Source organism: Streptomyces sp. NPDC057963 (assembly GCF_042887155.1).
GTDB lineage: Bacteria > Actinomycetota > Actinomycetes > Streptomycetales > Streptomycetaceae > Streptomyces.
Genome location: NZ_JBHVPX010000007.1, coordinates 24,183 through 44,666, shown reverse-complemented (window position 1 = coordinate 44,666; position 20,484 = coordinate 24,183). Strand labels below are relative to the sequence as shown.

The window sequence follows — 20,484 nt, the reverse complement described above, 5'->3', positions numbered from 1 at the left end:
CTGTGTGGCCGACGCCACTCCTGCAACGATCCGGTCAACGATCCGGAAGAAGGGGTTCCGCTTTTGCGGTCCGGCGCGTTTCAATGCATCACTCGCTGCCGCACCCCACTTCGGCGGCCGGACACGCATCGCGTGATCCGAAAACGTAAGGAGTCGATCCATGACGTCGCAGACGACTCTGGCCGGGCCGGGCCGACAGCCGGGCAAGCCGGACCGGTCGAACGGGCCGGACGCACCGGATTCCTCCGACGGACTCCAGGCGGGCCTGAAGAACCGCCACCTCTCGATGATCGCCATCGGCGGTGTGATCGGGGCGGGCCTCTTCGTGGGCTCCGGCGCCGGCATCGCCGCCGCGGGGCCGGCCATCCTGTTGTCGTACGCCCTCGTCGGCCTGATGGTCGTCTTCGTGATGCGGATGCTCGGCGAGATGGCCGCCGCCCGCCCCAGCTCGGGCTCCTTCTCCGCCTACGCCGACCAGGCGCTGGGCCGCTGGGCCGGTTTCTCGATCGGCTGGCTGTACTGGTTCTTCTGGGTCGTGGTGCTCGCCGTCGAGGCCACCGCGGGTGCCAAGATCCTGGAGGGCTGGGTGCCGGGTGTCCCGCAATGGGCATGGGCGCTGATCGTGATGGTGGTGCTCACCGCGACGAACCTGGTCTCGGTCGGGTCGTACGGCGAGTTCGAGTTCTGGTTCGCCGGGATCAAGGTCGTGGCGATCGGCGCGTTCGTGGTCATCGGGCTGCTCGCCGTCTTCGGGGTGCTGCCCGGCTCGGACAACCCGGGCGCGGGACTCGCGCATCTCACCGACACCGGCGGGTTCTTCCCCAAGGGGCCCGGCGCCATCCTCACCGGTGTGCTGATGGTCGTCTTCTCCTTCATGGGCAGCGAGATCGTCACGCTGGCGGCCGGCGAGTCCGAGAACCCGCAGCGCGCCGTCCAGAAGGCCACCAACAGCGTGATCTGGCGGATCGCCGTCTTCTACCTGGGCTCGATCTTCATCGTGCTCACCCTGCTGCCGTGGAACGACGCGTCGATCGTGAAGGACGGCAGCTACGTCGCCGCCCTCAACTCCATCGGCATTCCGCACGCCGGACAGGTGATGAACGTCATCGTCCTCACCGCCGTGCTGTCCTGCCTCAACTCCGGCCTCTACACCGCCTCGCGGATGGCCTTCTCGCTCGGCGGCCGCGGGGACGCGCCGAAGGCGTTCGCCCGGGTCAACAAGCGGGGCGTACCGCAGGCCGCCATCCTGTCGTCCGTCGTGTTCGGCTTCGTCGCCGTGTTCTTCAACTACCAGTGGCCCGACACCGTCTTCCAGTTCCTGCTGAACTCCTCCGGCGCGGTCGCCCTGTTCGTCTGGCTGGTCATCTGCTTCACCCAGCTGCGGATGCGCGGCATGATCCTGCGCGAGTCGCCGGAGAAGCTGGTCGTACGGATGTGGCTCTTCCCGTACCTGACCTGGGCGACCATCGCGATGATCTCGTTCGTTCTCGTCTACATGCTGACCGACGACGGCGGGCGACAGCAGGTGCTGCTCTCGCTGCTCGTGGCGGCGGTGGTGGTGGCGATCTCGCTGGTGCGTGAGGTGCGGCAGCGGAAGGTCCGTGCCTGAGGCCACCGGTCCCGCCGATACCTGACGGCGGATGTCAGGTTTACCGGGGAGGCTCTCCGTCGCAACGCCACCGAGCGATCGATCGGAGAGCTTCCTCATGACATCCGCCCCTGCCCGTGTCCCCGCCGGCTTCCAGACCGGCTTCGCCGTCCGCCCCGACCTCGTCGTCGAAGCCGCCCGTGCCGATGACGTACGGGCCGCCGTGGCCGACGCCGCCGGGCGCGGCCTCCCCGTCCGGGTCCACGCCACCGGTCACGGGCTGCCCGGGGCCATCGCGGGCGGGGTGCTGATCAGCACCCGCCGCATGGACTCCGTCGAGGTGGACCCGGTGCGCCGCACCGTTCGGATCGGCGCGGGCGCCACCTGGGGGCGGGTGATCGAGGCGGCCGCGCCGCACGGGCTCGCCCCGCTGAACGGCTCCTCCCCGGGCGTCGGCGCCGTCTCCTACACCCTCGGCGGCGGGCTCTCCCTCCTGGCCAGGGAGTTCGGCTACGCCGCCGACCACGTGCGCGCGCTCGACGTGGTGACCGCCGACGGCACACCGCGCCATGTCTCCCCCGACAGCGAGCCCGAGCTCTTCTGGGGGCTGCGCGGCGGCGGGCACCGGCTCGGCGTCGTGACCGGCATGGAGATCGGCCTGGTCCGGGCCGGGCGGCTGTACGGCGGCTCGGTCGCCTTCGACGGCGGCACCCGCAACGGCGGCGGCCACGTGATCCGCCGCTATCTGGAGTGGACCCGGACCGTCCCCGACACGCTGACGTCCTCGCTGTCCGCGCTGCGCTACCCCGACGTCCCGCAACTGCCGCAGCCGATGCGCGGCCGGTACGTGCTCTCGGTGCGGGTCGCGTACACCGGCAGCACGGCCGAGGGCGAGCGGCTGGTCGCGCCGCTGCGGGCGATCGGGCCCGCGCTCGCGGACTCGCTGCGGGAGATGCCGTACGCCGAGAGCCACACCGTCCACAACGACCCGCCGTTCCCGCACGCCTACTACGGGGACAGCGTGGTGCTCGGTGATCTGGACGCGGAGCGCGCCGCGCGCGTGCTGGAGCTGACCGGGCCGAGGGCCCCGATGATGACCGTGGTCCAGCTCAACCACCTGGGCGGCGCGCTGGCCGTGCGGCCCGCCGTCGACAACGCGGTGCCGTACCGCGACGCCGGGTTCCTGCTGCGGCTGCTGTCACCGCTCGACGGTACGGACGTGGCGTCGGTCCGGGCCCTGTACGCGGAGGTGACCGGCCTGCTCGCCCCGCTCGCCCTGGGCCGTTCGCTGAACTTCTCCTTCGGCGGCGGCGACCGTACCGAGGGCTTCCACGACGCCCGGACACACCAGAGGCTCGCCGGTCTGGTGTCGCGTCACGACCCGGCGAGCCTCTTCGGAGGGAGTTACGGCATCAGCCGCGGCGGCCGATGAGCTTCCAGGCCGCGGGCAGCGCGCCCATCGCCAGGGCCGCCTTCAGCGCGTCACCGAGCAGGAACGGCACCATCCCGGCCGCGATCGCGGCGCTCGCCGACATGCCGGTGGACAGCGCCAGGTACGGGACACCGACCGCGTAGGTGACCGCGGAGCCCAGCGCCATCGTGCCCGCGGTGCGCAGCACGGAGCGGTCGCCGCCGCGGCGGGCGAGGCCGCCGACCACGGTGGCGGCGAGCAGCATGCCGAGGACATAGCCGAACGAGGCGCCGCCCGCACCGGAGCTGCCGTCCGCGAACCACGGCATGCCCGCCATGCCGACGAGCGCGTACACGGCGAGGGAGAGGAAGCCGCGACGGGCGCCGAGCGCCGTGCCGACGAGGAGCGCGGCGAAGGTCTGACCGGTGACCGGGACCGGGGAGCCGGGCACCGGGACGGCGATCTGAGCGGCGATGCCGGTGAGTGCGGCACCGCCGAGGACCAGGGCCGTGTCGACGGCGTAACGGTGCCTGGCGGCGGGCAGCAGGTCGGCGAGGACCGCTCCGGTGCGGGCAGGGACGGCGGCAGCAGTGGTCATCGGGACTCCGCGGGGTGAGGGCAGGTGGGGGACGGACTGAGGCTGACGTTAGCCCACGGGTTAACGCTCGATCACCATCAGTGGCCCACAAAGCGGCGGTTGAGGCCTTGGTGGGGTTCACACAAAGAGGTCCACGCAATCACGCGACGGCGTGATGCTCGTCACTGAGGTGGGGGCGGAATGGGTCACATTTTGCCGGGAGGAGCTACCGGGAGAGACTGTAGGTTCTCACCAAATCCGCCCGGAGACCGAGCGGCGATCACCCCGCCCCTCGCCCCGTGCCCGGGTGTGCACCGTGTGTGAGCGTCGTGCCCGTATAGCGGACAGCGATTCCCTGTGGACGGAGCGCGTGTTCAGACTGTCCGCGCACGTCCCCCCACGTCCCCTCGTGCCTCCTACCGAACAGAGCTCGTCCATGTCCCGGAATTCCGCGTCTCCCCCCACCGGCTCCCCAGCCGCCGTCTCCGATGCCGGGACCGACTCGGCGCTCACCCACGGACTCAAGCAGCGCCATCTGTCGATGATCGCCCTCGGCGGCGTCATCGGCGCCGGGCTCTTCGTCGGCTCGGGTGCGGGCATCGCCGCCGCGGGCCCGTCGATCATCATCGCGTACGCCGTCTCCGGGCTGCTGGTCATGCTCGTGATGCGGATGCTGGGTGAGATGTCGGCCGCGAATCCGGCCTCCGGCTCCTTCTCCGTCCACGCGGAACGGGCGATCGGGCCATGGGCGGGCTTCACCGTGGGCTGGGCGTTCTGGGTGCTGCTCTGCGTCGCCGTCGGCCTGGAGGGCATCGGCGCCGCGAAGATCGTCACCGGCTGGCTGCCCGGTACGCCGGAGTGGGCCTGGGTCGCCCTGTTCATGGTGGTCTTCCTGGGCACGAACCTGGCCTCGGTGAAGAAGTTCGGCGAGTTCGAGTTCTGGTTCGCCACCCTCAAGGTCGTGGCGATCACGCTCTTCCTGGTCCTGGGGGTACTGGCGATCCTCGGTGTGCTGCCCGGCACGGACGCCCCCGGCGCCGCCAACCTCAAGGGCGAGGGCGGCTTCATGCCGAACGGTGCCGAGGGCCTGGTGATCGGGCTGCTCGCCTCCGTCTTCGCGTACGGCGGTCTGGAGACCGTCACCATCGCGGCGGCCGAGTCCGAGAACCCGGTGCGGGGTGTCGCCAAGGCCGTGCGGACGGCGATGTGGCGGATCGCGCTCTTCTACGTCGGCTCGATGGCCGTCGTCGTCACGCTGGTCCCGTGGGACGACCCGGCGGTCGTGAAGGTCGGCCCGTTCTACGCGGCCCTGAACCACCTCGGCATCAGCGGCGCCGCGGAGATCATGAACGTGGTCATCCTGGTCGCCCTGCTCTCCGCGATGAACGCCAACATCTACGGCGCCTCGCGCATGGCCTGCTCGCTGGTCGTCCGCGGCCAGGGCCCGAAGCGGCTCGGCAGGATCTCCTCGGGCGTGCCGCGCACGGCCGTGCTGGTCTCGTCCGTGTTCGGCTTCCTGTGCGTGCTGCTCAGCTACTGGCGTCCCGACGACGTCTTCCCGTGGCTGCTCAACATGATCGGTGCGGTGATCCTGATCGTCTGGATCTTCATCGCCCTCTCCCAACTGATCCTGCGCGACCGGCTGGAGCGCGAGGCCCCGGAGAAGCTCGTCGTACGGATGTGGCTCTTCCCGGTCCTGACGGTGCTGGCGCTCCTGGCGATGCTCGGCATCTTCGTCCTGATGCTGCGCCAGCCCGGCACCCGCGACCAGCTGGTGGCGTCCGGCGCCCTGACCGTCGTCCTGGCGGCCGTCGGTGTCGTACGGCAGCGGCGGGCCGCGGCCGTCCAGGACGTCAGGGGCTGACGGCAGCGGCGGGCCTCGGCCGTCGGGGACGTCAGGGGCCGGCGTCCGGCGCGCAGGGCACATTGAGGGAGAGCAGCGCACCGCCCTCCGCCCCGATCCGCACCTCGCTCACCGCCCCGTTCCGCAGCCGGGGAAAGACCCTGCGGTAGGCACCCAGCGGAATCGACAGCAGCTCGCACAGCACGAGCCGCAACAGGGTGTTGTGCGCGACGACGAGCACCCGCTGCCCCGGGTGCCCGTCCGCGATCCGGCGCAGCGCCATCGCCCCCCGGGCCGCCGCCGTCCGGGGGTCCTCGGCCCCGGGGAAGGGGTGGGCCACCGGGTCGGCCCGGTACTCCCGGGCCCGCTCCGGGTGCTCGGCCACGAACTCCGCCAGCGTGCGGCCCTCCACCGCGCCGAAGTCGCATTCGCGCAGGTCGTTTTCGCGCCGGGGGACGAGCCCGAGCGCCCGGCACGCCGGCTCCGCCGTCTCGACGGCACGCGTGAGCGTCGACGTCCAGATCGCGTCGACCGGGTGCCGGGCCGCCCACTCGCCCAGCTGCCGGGCCTGGCGGCGCCCTTCGCCGGTGAGGGCGATGTCACTGACCCCGGCGTAGCGGTTCTCCGCATGCCAGACGCTCTGACCGTGGCGGACGAGCAGGAGGACGGCGGGCGGACTCTGGGGCATGGCTTCTCCGTTCGGGTACGGGCGGTCCCGGTTCTCGGTCCGGGACAAGCGGGACAAGGCGGTCACGGTTCCTGGTCCGGGCAGCCGGTCACGGTTCCCGGTGCTGGTGCGGGGGCTGGTGCTGGTGCTGGTGCTGGTGCTGGTGCTGGTGCCGGTCAGGGTGCGGGCGCGGATGCGCCCGGGGTGCCGGTCCGCGCGTGCGGTCGGTCACTGCGCCTCGGTCCGGGTCCGGGCATGGGCGGCGACCGGGCCGGGGAGCCAGCCGCGTCGCTCCAGTTCGTCCACCAGCGTGAGGTACGGCTCGGCGTACCACGCCGTACGCGCCGGATGCGGGTGCAGTACATGCCGCAGCCGCACCATGCGCCCCGCCGCCTCCTGCAGCGTGGTCGTGGCCCGCGCCCCGTACGCGGCGAGGACGGCCATGCCGAGCGCGGGTTCGCTGTACTGCGGGATGCACACGGGCCGGCCCAGGATGTCGGCGCGCAGCCGGCTCCAGTAACCGCTGCGGACCGCGCCGCCGGTAAAGGTGAGCCGGCCGTACAGCTGAGCGCCGAGCAGGTCGAGGTAGTCGAGGCAGAGCCGTTCGACCAGGCCCACCCCGGTCAGCAGGGCCGCCCAGTGCTCGGCGTCCGAGGCGGGCTCGCCGATCAGGAAGCCGGTCGCCTCCGGCGCGACGAAGGGGAAGCGCTCGCCCGTCCCTGGGAGGGGGTACGCCACCACGCGCGCCGGTTCGTGCGCGCGGGCCAGGGCGTCCAGGCGGGCCGGGTCCGCGCCCGGGAAGGCCGCGGCCAGCGCCCCGCCGCCGACCCCGGAGGCCCCGCCGGGCAGTCGGCGGCCGTCCGGGGCGCGGTGGTTGTAGACCACCCCGGCCGGGTCCTCGACCGGCGACGAGGTGACCCCCTTGAGCACCAGCGTCGTGCCGAGCACCGAATTCCAGGAGCCGACGGTGAGCCCGCCGGACGCGATCTGCGCCGCGCACCCGTCCGTCATCCCCGACACCAGGAGCGTGCCCGCCGGAATCCCGGTCTCCTCCGCCGCCGCCCGCCCCACCTCACCGATCCGGCTGCCGGGCCGCACCACCTCCGGGAACAGCCCGTCCGGCAGGCCCAGCCTGTTGAACCTCCGGTACGGCCAGGCGTCCCGCTCCAGGTCGTACCCGGTCTTCAGGGCGTGGCTGGAGTCGGTGGGCAGAGGAGTCCCGGCGAGCCGCGCCAGGACCAGATCGGCCTGATGCATGATCCGCACCTCGCCGCCCGCCCCTCCCCCGTACTCCCGCAGCAGCCACATCACCTTGGGCAGCGCCCAGCTCGGCGGTGTCCGGGCCCTGGCCGCCTCGGCCGCCGCCCGCCCGTCGTCGTACATCACCCCCGGGGTCAGCGGCCGGCCCGCCCGGTCGCCGAGCAGAACGGTGCCGGAGGTGGCGCACACGGCCAGCGCACGCGGGGCGGGGCAGTCGCGCAGCGCCTGGCGGCTGGCCGCGCACACGGCCGTCCACCAGTCGAGGGGCCGCTGCTCATGCCGTACGCCGTCGCGTCTGCCCACGAGCGGGGCACAGCCGCTGCCGAGAATCTCGCCCCGGTCTCCTGCCACCACCGCACGGACGCTCTGCGTACCGAGATCGATGCCCATCCACATATCGGCCCTCCCTGTGAACTTCTCACTCTGCACCGAGAATTTCCGTTGCGCGAGGGATTGACTGCCAAGTTCCGTTGTTCCAAGCTCTGTTAACCAGTCGGCTCATCGTGTGAAGGGGCCCCACCGCAACCCGTCCCCGGCCGGACCGTGGAGGTCACGGATGGACATGCAGGCGCACGACCGACGACGGTTCCTCGCCCTCGGCGCGGCTGCGGCCGCATCCGCCGCCCCTCTGCTCACCGGCTGCGGCACCGGCTTCGGCGACGGCGGGACCGGCGGCGGCAAGGGCGGCGGCTCCGCCGCCGACGACATCACCGGGTCCTTCGACTGGAAGCGGGCCGGGGGCAGGACGGTCAGGGCCCTGCTCAACAAGCATCCGTACACCGACGCTCTGATCGCCGATCTGAAGGCGTTCACCGAGAAGACCGGGATCGAGGTCGAGTACGACGTCTTCCCCGAGGACAACTACTTCGACAAGCTCACCGTCGACCTCTCCAGCGGACGCGCCTCCTACGACGTGTTCATGCTCGGCGCGTACATGGTGTGGCAGTACGGCCCGCCGGGGTGGCTGGAGGACCTCGGCCCGTGGATGCGCAACTCCTCGGCGACCGGGGCCGAATGGGACCAGGACGACTTCTTCCCCAGCCTCCTCTCGTCGGACCGGTGGTCGCTGAAGGCGGGTGCCCCGCTCGGGCAGGGCGGGCAGTACGCGCTGCCGTGGGGCTGGGAGACCAATGTCGTCGCGTACAACACCGAGGTGTTCAGGAAGCTCGGCCTGAAGCCCGCCGAGACCTTCGACGAACTGCGCGAGGTCGCCGGGGCCCTCACCCGCCGGGCGCCGGGCGCGGGCTTCGACGGGATGTACGGGGTCGCGGTGCGCGGCTCGCGCAGCTGGGCGACGATCCACCCGGGCTTCATGACGATGTACGCCCGCAACGGGCTGAAGGACTTCACGGTCGAGGGCGGCAGCCTGAAGCCCGCGATGAACTCCCCGGAGGCGATCGCCTTCACCCGGGACTGGGCGGAGATGGTCAGGAAGGGCGGACCGCCGTCCTGGACCTCGTACACCTGGTACCAGTGCTCCAGCGACCTCGGCGCGCAGAAGGCGGGGATGCTCTTCGACGCGGACACCGCCGCCTACTTCCAGGCGGTGGAGGGGGCCTCCCCCGCGTCCGGGAAGATCGCCTTCCACCCCGGCCCGAAGGGCCCCGGCGGCTCCCTCGCCACGAACATGTGGATCTGGTCGCTCGGCATGAACGCCAGGAGCCGCAACAAGTCAGCGGCCTGGCTGTTCCTCCAGTGGGCGACCGGCAAGGAGCATCTGCGCAAGGGCGCGGTCGAGCACCACCACATCGACCCGGTACGGAAGTCGGTCGGCCAGGACCCGGCGTACAAGGACAAAATGCGCGCCGTCCCCGGTTTCCTGGAGACGTTCGAGGCGGTCGTCGACCGGACGAGGATCCAGTTCACCCCGCAGGAGCAGTTCTTCGACGCGACGACCAGCTGGGCCGCCGCGCTCCAGGAGATCTACGGCGGCAAGAACGCCTCGTCCGTGCTGAACTCCCTGGCCGGCGATCTCGCGTCGAAGGTCGGCTGACCGGTGTCCGGACGCGTGGCGCCCGTGCCGGTGACCGGCCGCGGGGCGGCGGCCTCGGGCGCGGAGGCCGGGAAGCGGGCGGTACCGGCGTGGCGCCGCTCGCTGCGGCCGTACCTGCTGATCGTCCCCGCGCTGCTGCTGACCGGCGGCATCCTCTACCCGTTCGGACTCGGCCTCTACTACACGGTGTTCGACTTCGCGGCGAGCACACCGCGGCCGGACATGGTGGGCGTCGACAACTACCGGCGGATCTTCACCCAGCCCGCGTTCTGGGACTCGGCGCGGGTGACGGTGGCCTACGCGCTCGGCGCGGCCGCCGTCGAGACGGTGCTCGGGGTGGCCGTGGCTCTGCTGCTGCACCGGGCGAGCTTCGTCGGGCGGGTGCTGGAGAAGATCCTGATCCTGCCGTTGATGATCGCGCCGGTGATCGCCGCGATCATGTGGAAGCTGATGCTCCAGCCGTCGGTCGGCGTCGTCAACCATCTCCTGGAGCCGTTCGGCCTCGGCGGCGTGCAGTGGACGGACACGCCGACGGGCGCCCTGCTGTCGTCGATCGCGGTGGACGTGTGGATCTACACGCCGTTCGTCGCGATCCTCGCACTGGCCGGTCTGCGCTCGCTGCCCGCCTCGCCGTTCGAGGCGGCGGCGGTCGACGGGGCGGGCTGGTGGTTCACCTTCCGGCGCCTCACCCTGCCGATGCTGTGGCCGTACGTCCTGGTCGCCGTGATCTTCCGGTTCATGGACTCGCTGAAGGTGTTCGACATCATCTACGCGCTGACCGAGGGCGGCCCCGGCGACTCGACGATGGTGCTTCAGATCAGGGCCTATCTGGAGGCGATCCGCTTCCAGCGCTACTCGTTCGGGATCAGCTACATGGTGGTGCTGTGGGCTGTGGTGTACCTGGTCACGATGGTGCTGGTGCGCTATCTGGGCCGGGTCCAGAACCGGGCGGCGGAGGTGCCGGGATGAGGGCGCCGAAGCGCAGGGTGCTCGCCGTCGCCGCCGATCTGGCGCTGATCCTCTACTTCGTCTTCGCGCTGTTCCCGGTCGCCTGGATGGTGGTCCTGTCGCTGAAGCCGGCGAACGAGCTGTTCAGTACGTACTTCTCGTTCACCCCGACCCTCGACTCCTACCGCACGGTCCTCGGCGCCGGGGGCGATCAGGGCGTGCCGTTCGTGCGGTTCTTCGTGAACAGCCTGGTGGTGTCGCTGGGCGCGGTCGCGCTGTCGCTGGTGGTCGGGCTGCCGGCCGCGTACGCCGCCGCGCGGTGGCGGTTCCGCGGCTCGGAGAACCTGATGTTCACCCTGCTCTCGTTCCGCTTCGCCCCCGAACTCACCGTCATCGTGCCGCTGTTCGTGCTCTATCAGAAGCTCGGCCTCTTCGACACGTACGTCGGCATGGTGTGGGTGCTGCAACTGGTGACCCTCCCGCTGATCGTCTGGATCATGCGGTCGTACTTCTCCGATCTCTCCCCCGAGCTGGAGCAGGCCGCGCTGCTGGACGGCTACACCCGCAGGCAGGCGTTCTTCAAGGTCGCGCTGCCGCTGGTGAAGCCGGGGATCGCGGCCGTCTCGCTGCTGGCGTTCATCTTCGCGTGGAACAACTTCGTCTTCCCGCTGATCCTGACCTCCTCCCACGCGCAGACGGTGACGGTCGGCGCGCTGTCCTTCCTCGGCGGCGACCGGCCCAAGTACAACCTGACGGCGGCCGCGGCCCTGGTCTCGGTGGTCCCGCCGCTGCTGCTGGCCCTCACCATCCAGCGGTATCTGGTGCGCGGCCTGTCGTTCGGGGCGGTGAAGTCGTGACCGGCCCGGCGGCCGTCGCGCTGCGCGGCGTGCACAAGCGGTACGGGAGGAACACCGCGCTCGACGGGCTGGACCTGGAGGTGGCCGAGGGGGAGTTCTTCTGCCTGCTCGGGCCGTCCGGGGCCGGGAAGACGACCACGCTCAAGACGGTCGCGGGCCTGGAGGCGCCGGACGCCGGGGCCGTCGAGCTGGGCGGGGCGGACATGGCGGGCGTGGAGCCGTACGACCGGGGTGTGGCCATGTGCTTCGAGTCGTACGCCCTGTACCCGCACCGCACCGCGTACGACAATCTCGCTTCCCCGCTCCGCTCGCCGCGCCACCGCCTGCCCGCGCACGAGGCGCGCGAGCGGATCGGGGAGGTCGCCGAACTCCTCGGGATCGGGGCTCTGTTGGACCGTCCGGTGGGCCGGCTCTCCAACGGCCAGCGGCAGCGGGTGGCGCTCGGCCGGGTGCTGGTGCGGCCGGCCCGCGCGTTCCTGCTCGACGAGCCGCTGTCGCACCTCGACGCGAAGCTGCGGCAGGCGATGCGCGCGGAGCTGAAGGCGATCGGCTCGGTCCGGCGCACGACCACGCTGTACGTGACCCACGACTCGGTGGAGGCGTTGGCGCTCGGGGACCGGATCGGGGTGATCAGGGACGGCCGCATGGTGCAGACCGGCACCCGCGAGGAGCTGTGGCACCGCCCGTACGACACGTTCGTCGCCCGGTCCTTCGGCCGGCCGCGCATCAATCTGCTGCCCGGGACGGTGACGTCCGAGGGGCGCTTCCGGTCGATCGACGGGGCGTACGAGCTGCCGCTGGCGGTGCCCGCACCGCCGGGTACGGCGGTCCAGCTCGGCGTACGGCCGCGGGACATCGGACTCCAGGGCCCCGGCACGGGCCCCCTGGACCTGCCGGGGCCGGCCGGTGACGGCCGCATGCCGGGCGCGGACCCGGCCGGTGCGGGCAGCGGTTCGGGGGCGGACCCGGCCGGTGCGGGCGGCGGCCCCGGTCCGGTGCCGGCCGGCACCGGTGGGCGCCCCGCCCTGGAACTGACCGGCACCGTCCACGTCACCGAGCTGCTGGGCCGGGCCACCGAAGTCACCGTCCGGATCGGCGGACAGCAGCTGTCCCTCGTCGTCCCGCGCGCCGACGCGGCGGGCCTGAGCCCCGACCGTCCCGTGCGGCTCCGCGTACCGCCTGAGAGTCTGCTGCTGTTCGAGGCCGACCGGCCGGCACGTCCAGGACGAAGGATCAGCACGTGAGCAACGTTCCGCAGCGGGGCCCCGCCCCGCGCCAGGCATCCATAGCCGAGTACGTCCTCGCACAGGGCGAGGTGAGCGCCGCCGAGCTGGCGGAGCGTTTCGACGTCAGCCTGATGACGATCCACCGCGATCTGGACGAGCTGGAACGGCAGGGTGTCGTCCGCAAGTTCCGCGGCGGCGTCACCGCCCAGCCGTCCGGTGTCTTCGAGTCGAACGTCTCCTACCGGCTGAAGACGATGCGCGCCGAGAAGGCCGCCGTCGCGGACCGGGCCCTGAGGCTCATAGAGCCCGGCATGGCGGTGATGCTCGACGATTCGACGTCCACGCTGGAGATAGCGCGCAGGCTGCGTTCCATCACCCCGCTGACCGTCGTCACCAACTTCCTGGAGGCGATCAACCTGCTGTCGCAGGAGCGCGGCATCCATCTGATGGGCCTCGGCGGCGACTTCGACCCGCTGCACTCCTCCTTCCTCGGCGTCTCGTGCGTGGAGGCGGTGCAGTCGCTCCAGGTCGACATCTGCTTCACCTCCACCTCCGCCGTGTCCGGCGGATACGCCTACCACCAGGAGCAGCACATCGTCTCCGTGAAGCGGGCGATGCTCGACTCGGCGAGCCGCAACGTGCTGCTGCTCGACCACTCCAAGCTGGGCCGGGTCGCCCTGCACCGGCTCGCCCCGCTCTCCCGCTTCGATCTGCTGCTGGTCGACGACGGGGCGTCCGACCGGGCACTGCGCGAACTCGACGAGCACAAGGTGCCCTACGAGGTCTGCGGCACCGGCCGGGAGTCCGGTACGGCGGGCGGGGACGACGGATGAACGGGGGACGGCGATGACGGATGACTGAACTGGCCCTGCGCGCGCTGCGCAAGACCTACGGCGGACGGGGCCGGGCCGCCGTCGAGGCCGTCCGCTCCCTCGACATCGAGCTGCGTTCCGGCGAGCTGCTGGGACTGCTCGGTCCGTCCGGCTGCGGCAAGTCCACCACCCTGCGGATGATCGCCGGGCTGGAGACGGTCACCGGCGGCGACATCCTCATCGGCGGCTCGTCGGTGGTGGGACTCCCGGCCCGGCAGCGCAACATCGGGGTGGCGTTCGAGAACTACGCGCTGTACCCGCCGCTGACCGTCGCGGAGAACCTCGGTTTCGGACTCGCCGCCCGCCGCCGGTACGGGCGGGCCGAGATCCGCCGCCGGGTCTTCGACCTGGCCGAGCGCATCGGGATCACGGACCTCCTGGAGGCCCGCCCCGCCGGACTCTCCAGCGGCCAGAAGCAGCGCGTCGCCCTGGCCCGCGCCCTGATCCGCAGCCCCGACGTACTGCTCCTCGACGAACCGCTGTCCCATCTGGACGCCGCCCAACGGGACACCACCCGACGCGAGTTGAAGCGCATCCAGCGGGACAGCGGCCACACCGCGATCCTCGTCACGCACGACCAGGAGGAGGCGCTGTCGCTCGCCGACCGGATCGCGGTGATGCGGGACGGCGAGATCCAGCAGCTCGGCACCCCGGAGCAGATCTACGACGCCCCGGTGAATCTGTTCGTCGCCGACTTCGTCGGCGAACCGGCGATCAATCTGCTCCCGGGGACGGCCGACGGGGCGGGCGGGGTGCACCTCTCCGACAGGGTGCGTTTCGCGGTACCGCACAGCCCGGCGGCGGGTCGCGCGGTGGTCCTCGGCATCCGACCGGAGGATCTGCACATGGAGGATCCGCACATGGACGACACGGGCGTACCGGCCCGGGTCGCCGCCCATGAACCCCTGCTGGAGTCCGGCATCGCCACGCTCTCGCTCGACGGGGTGGCGCGGCCGCTGGTCGTCGTGACCGGTCCGGAGATACGGCTCGACCGGGACGACACCGTACGCATCACCGCCGATCCCCGGCACATCCATGTCTTCGACGCCCGGACAGGAGACGCTCTGCGATGACCCGCCCCACAACGGTCCGCCCCGCGCCGGTCGGCCCCGCTACGGTCCGCCCCACAACGGTCGGCCTCACAACGGTCGACCCCGCTACGGTCCGCCCCGCGACGAGGATTCTGATCGCCGGTGACCATTTCGTCCGCAACTCCCTCATCGCCGAGGCCCTGCACCACGCCCTCGGCCCGGAGCCCCATATCGCCGAACTCACCCTCCGCTGGCCCCTGGAGCCCTTCGGACGGGTCGCCGAGGTCGACGAGGCGAGCGACGCCGAGGACACGCTGATCCGCGCCCTGGACGGGGTCGAGGTGTGCGTGACGCAGATGGGACCGTTCACGGAGCGGGTCCTGGCCGCCGCGCCCGATCTGCGGCTGATCGTGGTCTGCCGGGGCGGCCCGGTCAATGTGAACGCGGCTGCCGCACGGGCCCGGGGTGTGCGGGTGTGTTTCGCGCCCGGACGCAACGCGGCGGCGACCGCAGAGTTCACCGTGGGGCTGATGCTCTGCGCGCTGCGCCGCATCCCCGAGGCCCACCGCTCGCTCGCCGCGGACGGCCGCTGGGACGCCTCCCACTACACGTACGAGAACTGCGGGCTGGAGCTGGAGGACACCCCCGTCGGCCTGATCGGCTACGGCGCGGTCGGCAGCCGGGTGGCCCGGGTCCTCACCGCGTTCGGCGCCCGGGTCGAGGTGTACGACCCGTATGTGCGCGGCGACGTCCACGGCCTGCGTGCGGCCTCGCTGGAGGCGCTCCTGGACCGCTCCCGCGTCCTCACCCTGCACGCCAGGCTCACCCCGGAGACCCGGCATCTCGTCGGCGCCGGCGAACTGGCCCTGCTGCCGCACGGCGCGGTCCTGGTGAACGCGGCCCGGGGCGGGCTGCTGGACACGGACGCGCTGTGCGACGCCCTGGACTCGGGGCAGTTGCGGGCCGCGGCGCTCGACACCTACGAGCAGGAGCCGCCCCCGCCCGCGTCGCGGCTCTTCCGGACCCCGCATCTGCTGATGACCCCGCATGTGGCGGGCGCCAGCCGGGCCGTCGCGCAGAAGGCGGCCCGGATCGCGGCGGCCGAGGTCGCGCGCTACGTGCGGGGCGAACCGCTCGCCCACGCCCTGTGAAGGGAGCCCGCCCCATGACGCGATACATCGGCATCGATGTCGGCACGTCGGTGGTGAAGGCCGCGGCCTTCGACCCGCGGGGCCGCGCGCTGGCCGTCGAATCCCGCCCGGTGGGGCTCACGATCCGCGGCGGTTGCGTCGAACAGGACATGGACGAGGTGTACAGGGCGGTCCGCGAGGTCCTGGCCGCGCTGGGCCCGGACGGGGTCGCGTTCGCCGGTCTCACCGGTCAGGGCGACGGCGTCTGGCTGGTGGACGCGGAGGGCCGCCCCGTCCGCACGGCGATCTCCTGGATGGACGGCCGGGCCCATGAACTGGTCGGCACCTGGCTGGAGTCCGGCGTCTTCGGGGCCGTCTACCGCCGCACCGGCAGCGCGATGTTCCCGGGCTGTCCGGGTCCGGTGCTCGCCTGGCTCGACCGTCACGACCCGGCCTCGCTCGACGCGGCGACGACCGCCCTGTACTGCAAGGACATGGTGTTCCAGCGGCTGACCGGAGTCCGGGCCACGGATGTCTCCGACGCGTCGATGCCGTTTCTGGACCCGATGACGCGTGCCTACTCCTCCGATGTCGTGGCCGCGCTCGGCCTCGGCCACCGGGCCGCGCTCCTCGCCCCGGTCAGCGACCCCGTCGCCACGGCCACGCTCCCCTCCGGGGTACCGATCTCCAACGGCCCGTACGATCTGCCGGCCTGCGCCCTGGGCGCGGGTGTCGCGCGTCCCGGTGACGGCCTGCTGATCGTCGGCACCTGCCTGGCGGCGCTGGTGGCCACGGAACAGCTCGATCTGGACGGCGAGCCGGCGGGACTGCACATCTCCACCGACCGCCCCGGCCACTGGCTGCGCGCCATGCCCGCGATGGTCGGCACCGCGGCCCTCGACTGGGTGCTCGCCACCACCGGCGTACGCCACACGGAGGTCGACGCGCTCCTCGCCGCCACCCCGCCCGGCGCGAACGGTGTCCATGTGCTGCCCTACTTCGCTCCGTCCGGCGAACGCGCCCCGTTCGTCGAGCCGCGGCTGCGCGCGGAGCTCACCGGTGTGTCTCTGGAGACCACCCCGGCGGATCTGATCCGCGCGGTCTGCGAGGGCATCGGCTTCGCCGCCCGCCACTGCCTGGAGGCCGCGGGCCTCACCGGCACCCTCGCCCTGTGCGGCGGCGGCACCCGCTCCCGCGCCTGGACGCGGCTGTTCGCCGATGTGCTGGGCCGCCCGGTCCGGATCGTGGAGGGCGAGGTCGGTGCGCGGGGCGCGGTGCTCGCGGCGGCACAGCGGTTCGGCGCGGAACTGGACACGGCCGCGTGGACGGCCCCGACGGAGGTGGTCGAACCCGACCCGGAACGTTCGGAGTTCTACGCGAAGGCGTACGGGGACCATCTGACCCGGCTCGCCGAGGCCCGTACGCGGGCCCGCGCGTGACGAGGCGTTCCCCGAGCGGGGACGGGCCCCGGCCATGGGGTCGGTCGGAGACGGGCCCGCGAGCACGTACGGCCGGGCACCGCAGTCGGCCACCGTGCATTCCGGTCGGCCACCATGGCGCTCCCTCAGTGCTCCGGTTGCGCAGGCGGAGAACCGGACGGCCGCTGCCCCAGCCACGTCCCGTCCCGCATGATGACTCTGCCGCGCAGTTCCGGCTCGCCGCGCCAAGCGCGCACCGTCTTCGGTACCACGCGCACATACAGAAAGGGGCCCTCCTCCGTGCGCGGGTCCCACCCGAACTTGCCGGCGAACGCCTCCGCCGCGTCACCGGGCACCTCCTGGTCGGGGAAGCACTCCGCCTCGCCCTGGAGGAGCACCACATCGAAGGTGTCCGGCAGCGCCAGCCGCACGCGCGGCTCCGTGCGGACGTTCCGGGCAGTCACGGAAGTCGCACCGGTGCACATCCATACCGCTCGCCCGTCCCACAGGAACCACAGCGGCACCTGGTGCGGCCCGCGATCGGGGTGGGCTGTCGACACCCAGACATCCCGCTCCGCGACGAGCCGTTCCAGCGTGTCGCGCCTGCGCTCCGATGTCTGACGAGGAACCGTCTTCGTGGTCTGCATGAGTGCAGACCCTAGCCAGCAGACGTGAAGCGCGGATGAGGCGCGGGACCTACTCCCCGCGGCCGATGAACCCCTCAGCCCATGGCTCGGGCGGCCGACCGGGCGGCCGGCGGTCAGCGCCTCGCGTACACCCCTCGCTCCCTCGGCGAGGCGGCCTTCCCGCCGGGAGCAGCGCTGCCCGTGAGGCAGGGGCTTCAGGGGGTGAAGAGGCCGAGGTTGTCACGGACGTAGTCGGCCACCCCCGAAGGGGGCCGCCCGGTGACCTGCCGGACCCCTTCCGCCTCGCGGTCGTACCGGTTCTCCGCGTGAAGGCGGGCCATGGTGGAGATGTGCTGGAAGACGTGGTCGGGCAGCCCCAGCGGCCTGAGGTCGTCGTCGATCCATTCCCGCAGGGGGACGTCGGTGTACCCGACCGGTCGGCCCAGAACTGCGGAGACCTCCGCCGCCATGGCGTCGATGCCCTCCGAGCGCGGGCCGGTCAGCTCATAGGTTCTGCCGATGTGCGGGACCGGGTCGGCCAGGATCTCTTCCACGACCGCGGCGACGTCGCCGGCTGCCACGGGGGAGGTCTTCGCCCGGCCGAAGGGCAGCCTGATGGTCCCGTACTCCGCGATCGAGGAGAAGCCGGCACGGAACAGCGGGTTTTCCATGAACACGGTGGGCCTGATCTGGACGGCGGGCAGGCCCGACCAGTCGAGGACCTGCTCCACCAGCCACTGCTCCTGCTGCTGCACGGACTCGGAAGTACTGGTGAGGTCCATCTCGGAGACGGTCAGCTGCGACATGTTCACGAACGCTTCCAGGCGCCCGTACGCACGCGCGGCGACCGCCGCCGTCACGGCAGCCTCCAGATACTGCGCCGACACGCCCATGCCGAAGTACATGCGTGCGCAGCCGGCCAGGGCGCCGGCGACATCGCCGGCGCGCGTCAGGTCTCCGACGACGACCTCGGCGCCGGTTGCGCGCAGCGCCTGCGCCCGCTCGTCGTCGCGGCGCACCATGGCCCGGACAGGCAGGTCCCGTCGCCGAAGGCCCTCGACAACGGATCGTCCGACGGCGCCGACGCTGCCCGCCGCGCCCGTCACCAGGATGGGCAGCACACCGGCCTCCCTGCGGTTCATAGGGGCAGCTTGCGGTGCACACCGCCGGCACGCAACCGGAGCCCGACGCGCCTCTGCGCTGCGACAACAGCAGGGCCGTGAGGGCGACGGAACCGGCCCTCGGGGTGGGGAGGGGAGGCAGGTCCTGGTCCGAAGGGCTGATCACTTCCGAGCTCTTCCTGCTGTTAGCCTGCTCTTGCATATAGATTGCAATAACAACAGGACAGCAGCTGGAGGGTTCGACCACATGGCCACGTACACGCTTCCGGAACTCCCGTACGACTACGCGGCGCTCGAACCGGTCATCAATCCGCAGATCATCGAGCTCCACCACGACAAGCACCACGCCGCCTATGTGAAGGGTGCGAACGACACCCTGGAGCAGTTGGAGGAGGCGCGCGACAAGGGGGCCTGGGGAGCGGTCAACGGGCTCCAGAAGAACCTCGCGTTCCACCTCTCCGGCCACATCCTGCACTCGATCTACTGGCACAACATGACCGGCGACGGCGGCGGCGAGCCCCTCGCGGCGGACGGTGTCGGTGACCTCGCGGACGCGATCACGGAGTCGTTCGGCTCGTTCGCCGGCTTCAAGTCCCAGCTGACGAAGGCTTCGGCCACCACGCAGGGCTCCGGCTGGGGCGTCCTGGCGTACGAGCCGGTCAGCGGAAAGCTGATCGTCGAGCAGGTCTACGACCACCAGGGCAATGTCGGCCAGGGCTCCGTCCCGATCCTGGTCTTCGACGCCTGGGAGCACGCCTTCTACCTCCAGTACAAGAACCAGAAGGTCGACTTCATCGAAGCCATGTGGCGCGTCGTCAACTGGCAGGACGTGGCGAAGCGTTACGCGGCCGCCAAGGAGCGCGCCGACGTACTCCTGCTCGCCCCCTGACGGGGAGGCGCATGAACGTCCTGCCTCGTGATCGTCTTCTCAACCTTCACCGGGCAGGCGGATGAAGGGGGGACCCTCACCTGGACGTGACAGGTGAGGGTCCTTCTGTCATGTCGCGCACGGGGGTCAGGTGCTGGGGGCGTGCTTCAGCAGCGTGCTCAGCACCTGCTCGGCATGCGTCCAGAGCACCGCCCCGCCCGCGTCCGGCACCAGATGCCGGACCGCTCCCGGGATCCGCGAGGCCAGAGCGGCCCCCTGGTCGGGCGAGTGACCGGTGTCCTTCTCCCCGTACCAGAGGTCCACCGGTACGTCGATGTCCGACAGTTCGATGCCCCAGCGGCCCATGGCCAGGACGGTGTCCCGGGCATAGCCGCCGGTCCCCTGGGCGAAGGCTTCGTCGAGCGCGCGCCGGTAGGCGGCCGCGAACGCGGGCTGCTGATAGACGGCCAGGTCGCACTCCGGGCTGCCGGACATGACCATGTCCCACATCGCCTGCGGGGTGAACCCGGCGAAGACCTTCTCGGCGGCGGCCGGGTCGGACACGGCCAGGTCGACGAGGCGCCGCAGTTCGCCCGGCAGCGCGTCGCCGAAACACGGCGCCGCGATCTCGTCCGCGCCGGAGACCACCGCGAGCGCGCCGACCACTCCGGCAGCCGCGCATCCGAGAGCGAAGGGCGCGCCCTGCGAGTTGCCGACCATCAGGGGCCGCTCCAGGCCGCGCAGGGCGGCGAACGCGCGGATGTCGTCGGCGAAATCCCCGAAGGTGCGGCCGGGCCGGGGCGAGGAGGCACCCAGTCCCGGACGGTCCAGCGAGATCACCCGCACCCCGAGACCGTCCGCCACGTCACCGCCGAAGCCGAGATGCCTGCTGGTGGCCGCCCCCGGCGACAGCAGCACCGGCACACCGTCCACCGGCCCCCACTCGGCCCAGCCCAGCCGCCGCCCTCCCGGAAGCTGTTCTGCACCGATACGAACCGGATCAATCACACGCAAAGTCATACTTCTGATCATGACCGGATCCACGTAT

General features: G+C 71.7%; 18 protein-coding genes. 12 read left to right on the top strand and 6 right to left on the bottom strand.

Annotation, left to right across the window (positions count from 1 at the left end):
• Positions 1-160: 160 nt before the first annotated feature.
• Together ACFVT1_RS18020 and ACFVT1_RS18015 are read left to right on the top strand one after the other, a co-directional pair.
• Positions 161-1,609 carry an amino acid permease gene (locus ACFVT1_RS18020; RefSeq protein WP_389796303.1) on the top strand — a complete coding sequence of 483 codons (1,449 nt, stop codon included), beginning with the start codon at positions 161-163 and terminating at the stop codon, positions 1,607-1,609.
• Between the two features lie 97 nt (positions 1,610-1,706).
• Positions 1,707-3,020 (top strand): FAD-binding oxidoreductase, encoded by a 1,314-nt coding sequence (locus ACFVT1_RS18015; protein WP_389796301.1) that lies wholly within the window; start codon positions 1,707-1,709, stop codon positions 3,018-3,020.
• Here the strand turns inward: ACFVT1_RS18015 and ACFVT1_RS18010 are convergent.
• A complete protein-coding gene (locus ACFVT1_RS18010; protein WP_389796299.1) occupies positions 3,001-3,597 on the bottom strand; it encodes a biotin transporter BioY in 597 nt (198 codons plus the stop codon). The two genes, ACFVT1_RS18015 and ACFVT1_RS18010, sit on opposite strands and share 20 nt — an antisense overlap.
• A gap of 415 nt (positions 3,598-4,012) precedes the next feature.
• On the opposite strand from ACFVT1_RS18010, the gene ACFVT1_RS18005 reads away from it, so the two are divergent.
• A complete protein-coding gene (locus ACFVT1_RS18005) occupies positions 4,013-5,440 on the top strand; it encodes an amino acid permease (RefSeq protein ID WP_389796296.1) in 1,428 nt (475 codons plus the stop codon).
• A gap of 31 nt (positions 5,441-5,471) precedes the next feature.
• Here ACFVT1_RS18005 and ACFVT1_RS18000 read toward each other — a convergent pair whose 3' ends face one another.
• Both ACFVT1_RS18000 and ACFVT1_RS17995 read right to left on the bottom strand, forming a co-directional pair.
• Positions 5,472-6,107 (bottom strand): histidine phosphatase family protein, encoded by a 636-nt coding sequence (locus ACFVT1_RS18000; protein WP_389796294.1) that lies wholly within the window; start codon positions 6,105-6,107, stop codon positions 5,472-5,474.
• A 207-nt stretch (positions 6,108-6,314) separates the two neighbouring features.
• Entirely contained in the window at positions 6,315-7,742 is a 1,428-nt protein-coding gene (locus tag ACFVT1_RS17995; protein WP_389796291.1) for an FGGY-family carbohydrate kinase, read from the bottom strand.
• 160 nt (positions 7,743-7,902) lie between these two features.
• Here ACFVT1_RS17995 and ACFVT1_RS17990 point away from each other — a divergent pair, with 160 nt between their 5' ends.
• From ACFVT1_RS17990 to ACFVT1_RS17955, 8 genes are read left to right on the top strand one after another with little or no spacing between them, the layout of a single operon-like run.
• Positions 7,903-9,339 (top strand): ABC transporter substrate-binding protein, encoded by a 1,437-nt coding sequence (locus ACFVT1_RS17990; RefSeq protein ID WP_389796290.1) that lies wholly within the window; start codon positions 7,903-7,905, stop codon positions 9,337-9,339.
• Between the two features lie 3 nt (positions 9,340-9,342).
• Positions 9,343-10,308, top strand: a complete 966-nt coding sequence (locus tag ACFVT1_RS17985) for a carbohydrate ABC transporter permease (RefSeq protein ID WP_389796288.1) — start codon at positions 9,343-9,345, stop codon at positions 10,306-10,308.
• Entirely contained in the window at positions 10,305-11,144 is an 840-nt protein-coding gene (locus ACFVT1_RS17980; protein WP_389796287.1) for a carbohydrate ABC transporter permease, read from the top strand. The genes ACFVT1_RS17985 and ACFVT1_RS17980 overlap by 4 nt, the downstream gene beginning before the upstream one ends.
• Positions 11,141-12,388 (top strand): ABC transporter ATP-binding protein, encoded by a 1,248-nt coding sequence (locus ACFVT1_RS17975; protein ID WP_389796285.1) that lies wholly within the window; start codon positions 11,141-11,143, stop codon positions 12,386-12,388. Before ACFVT1_RS17980 ends, ACFVT1_RS17975 begins: the two co-directional genes overlap by 4 nt.
• Positions 12,385-13,203, top strand: coding sequence for a DeoR/GlpR family DNA-binding transcription regulator (locus tag ACFVT1_RS17970; RefSeq protein ID WP_389796283.1), 819 nt, complete (start codon positions 12,385-12,387; stop codon positions 13,201-13,203). The genes ACFVT1_RS17975 and ACFVT1_RS17970 overlap by 4 nt, the downstream gene beginning before the upstream one ends.
• A gap of 20 nt (positions 13,204-13,223) precedes the next feature.
• Entirely contained in the window at positions 13,224-14,315 is a 1,092-nt protein-coding gene (locus tag ACFVT1_RS17965; protein WP_389796280.1) for an ABC transporter ATP-binding protein, read from the top strand.
• A complete protein-coding gene (locus ACFVT1_RS17960; RefSeq protein WP_389796279.1) occupies positions 14,312-15,424 on the top strand; it encodes an NAD(P)-dependent oxidoreductase in 1,113 nt (370 codons plus the stop codon). The genes ACFVT1_RS17965 and ACFVT1_RS17960 overlap by 4 nt, the downstream gene beginning before the upstream one ends.
• A gap of 14 nt (positions 15,425-15,438) precedes the next feature.
• Positions 15,439-16,842, top strand: a complete 1,404-nt coding sequence (locus tag ACFVT1_RS17955) for an FGGY family carbohydrate kinase (protein WP_389796277.1) — start codon at positions 15,439-15,441, stop codon at positions 16,840-16,842.
• A 125-nt stretch (positions 16,843-16,967) separates the two neighbouring features.
• On the opposite strand, the gene ACFVT1_RS17950 is transcribed toward ACFVT1_RS17955, so the two are convergent.
• Together ACFVT1_RS17950 and ACFVT1_RS17945 are read right to left on the bottom strand one after the other, a co-directional pair.
• Positions 16,968-17,468 (bottom strand): pyridoxamine 5'-phosphate oxidase family protein, encoded by a 501-nt coding sequence (locus tag ACFVT1_RS17950; protein ID WP_389796276.1) that lies wholly within the window; start codon positions 17,466-17,468, stop codon positions 16,968-16,970.
• Positions 17,469-17,662: 194 nt separating this feature from the next.
• The gene (locus ACFVT1_RS17945; protein ID WP_389796275.1) at positions 17,663-18,589 is read right to left on the bottom strand and encodes an NAD(P)H-binding protein; all 927 of its coding nucleotides are present in this window, start codon (positions 18,587-18,589) and stop codon (positions 17,663-17,665) included.
• Positions 18,590-18,815: 226 nt separating this feature from the next.
• Here ACFVT1_RS17945 and ACFVT1_RS17940 point away from each other — a divergent pair, with 226 nt between their 5' ends.
• On the top strand, positions 18,816-19,457 hold the full coding sequence (locus tag ACFVT1_RS17940) for a superoxide dismutase (RefSeq protein WP_389796272.1): 642 nt from the start codon (positions 18,816-18,818) through the stop codon (positions 19,455-19,457).
• A 126-nt stretch (positions 19,458-19,583) separates the two neighbouring features.
• On the opposite strand, the gene ACFVT1_RS17935 is transcribed toward ACFVT1_RS17940, so the two are convergent.
• Complete coding sequence (locus ACFVT1_RS17935; RefSeq protein ID WP_389796271.1) at positions 19,584-20,456, bottom strand: alpha/beta fold hydrolase; 873 nt, start codon at positions 20,454-20,456, stop codon at positions 19,584-19,586.
• Positions 20,457-20,484: the final 28 nt, after the last annotated feature.

Bases quoted from the DNA above. Each gene is read 5' to 3' on its own strand.
- ACFVT1_RS18000 (WP_389796294.1), bottom strand. From the start codon at position 6,107: ATGCCCCAGAGTCCGCCCGCCGTCCTCCTGCTCGTCCGCCACGGTCAG.
- ACFVT1_RS17960 (WP_389796279.1), top strand. From the start codon at position 14,312: ATGACCCGCCCCACAACGGTCCGCCCCGCGCCGGTCGGCCCCGCTACG.
- ACFVT1_RS17965 (WP_389796280.1), top strand. From the start codon at position 13,224: ATGACTGAACTGGCCCTGCGCGCGCTGCGCAAGACCTACGGCGGACGG.
- ACFVT1_RS17950 (WP_389796276.1), bottom strand. From the start codon at position 17,468: ATGCAGACCACGAAGACGGTTCCTCGTCAGACATCGGAGCGCAGGCGC.
- ACFVT1_RS17940 (WP_389796272.1), top strand. From the start codon at position 18,816: ATGGCCACGTACACGCTTCCGGAACTCCCGTACGACTACGCGGCGCTC.
- ACFVT1_RS18020 (WP_389796303.1), top strand. From the start codon at position 161: ATGACGTCGCAGACGACTCTGGCCGGGCCGGGCCGACAGCCGGGCAAG.
- ACFVT1_RS17990 (WP_389796290.1), top strand. From the start codon at position 7,903: ATGGACATGCAGGCGCACGACCGACGACGGTTCCTCGCCCTCGGCGCG.
- ACFVT1_RS18015 (WP_389796301.1), top strand. From the start codon at position 1,707: ATGACATCCGCCCCTGCCCGTGTCCCCGCCGGCTTCCAGACCGGCTTC.
- ACFVT1_RS17995 (WP_389796291.1), bottom strand. From the start codon at position 7,742: ATGTGGATGGGCATCGATCTCGGTACGCAGAGCGTCCGTGCGGTGGTG.
- ACFVT1_RS17980 (WP_389796287.1), top strand. From the start codon at position 10,305: ATGAGGGCGCCGAAGCGCAGGGTGCTCGCCGTCGCCGCCGATCTGGCG.
- ACFVT1_RS18010 (WP_389796299.1), bottom strand. From the start codon at position 3,597: ATGACCACTGCTGCCGCCGTCCCTGCCCGCACCGGAGCGGTCCTCGCC.
- ACFVT1_RS17955 (WP_389796277.1), top strand. From the start codon at position 15,439: ATGACGCGATACATCGGCATCGATGTCGGCACGTCGGTGGTGAAGGCC.
- ACFVT1_RS17935 (WP_389796271.1), bottom strand. From the start codon at position 20,456: ATGACTTTGCGTGTGATTGATCCGGTTCGTATCGGTGCAGAACAGCTT.
- ACFVT1_RS17945 (WP_389796275.1), bottom strand. From the start codon at position 18,589: ATGAACCGCAGGGAGGCCGGTGTGCTGCCCATCCTGGTGACGGGCGCG.
- ACFVT1_RS18005 (WP_389796296.1), top strand. From the start codon at position 4,013: ATGTCCCGGAATTCCGCGTCTCCCCCCACCGGCTCCCCAGCCGCCGTC.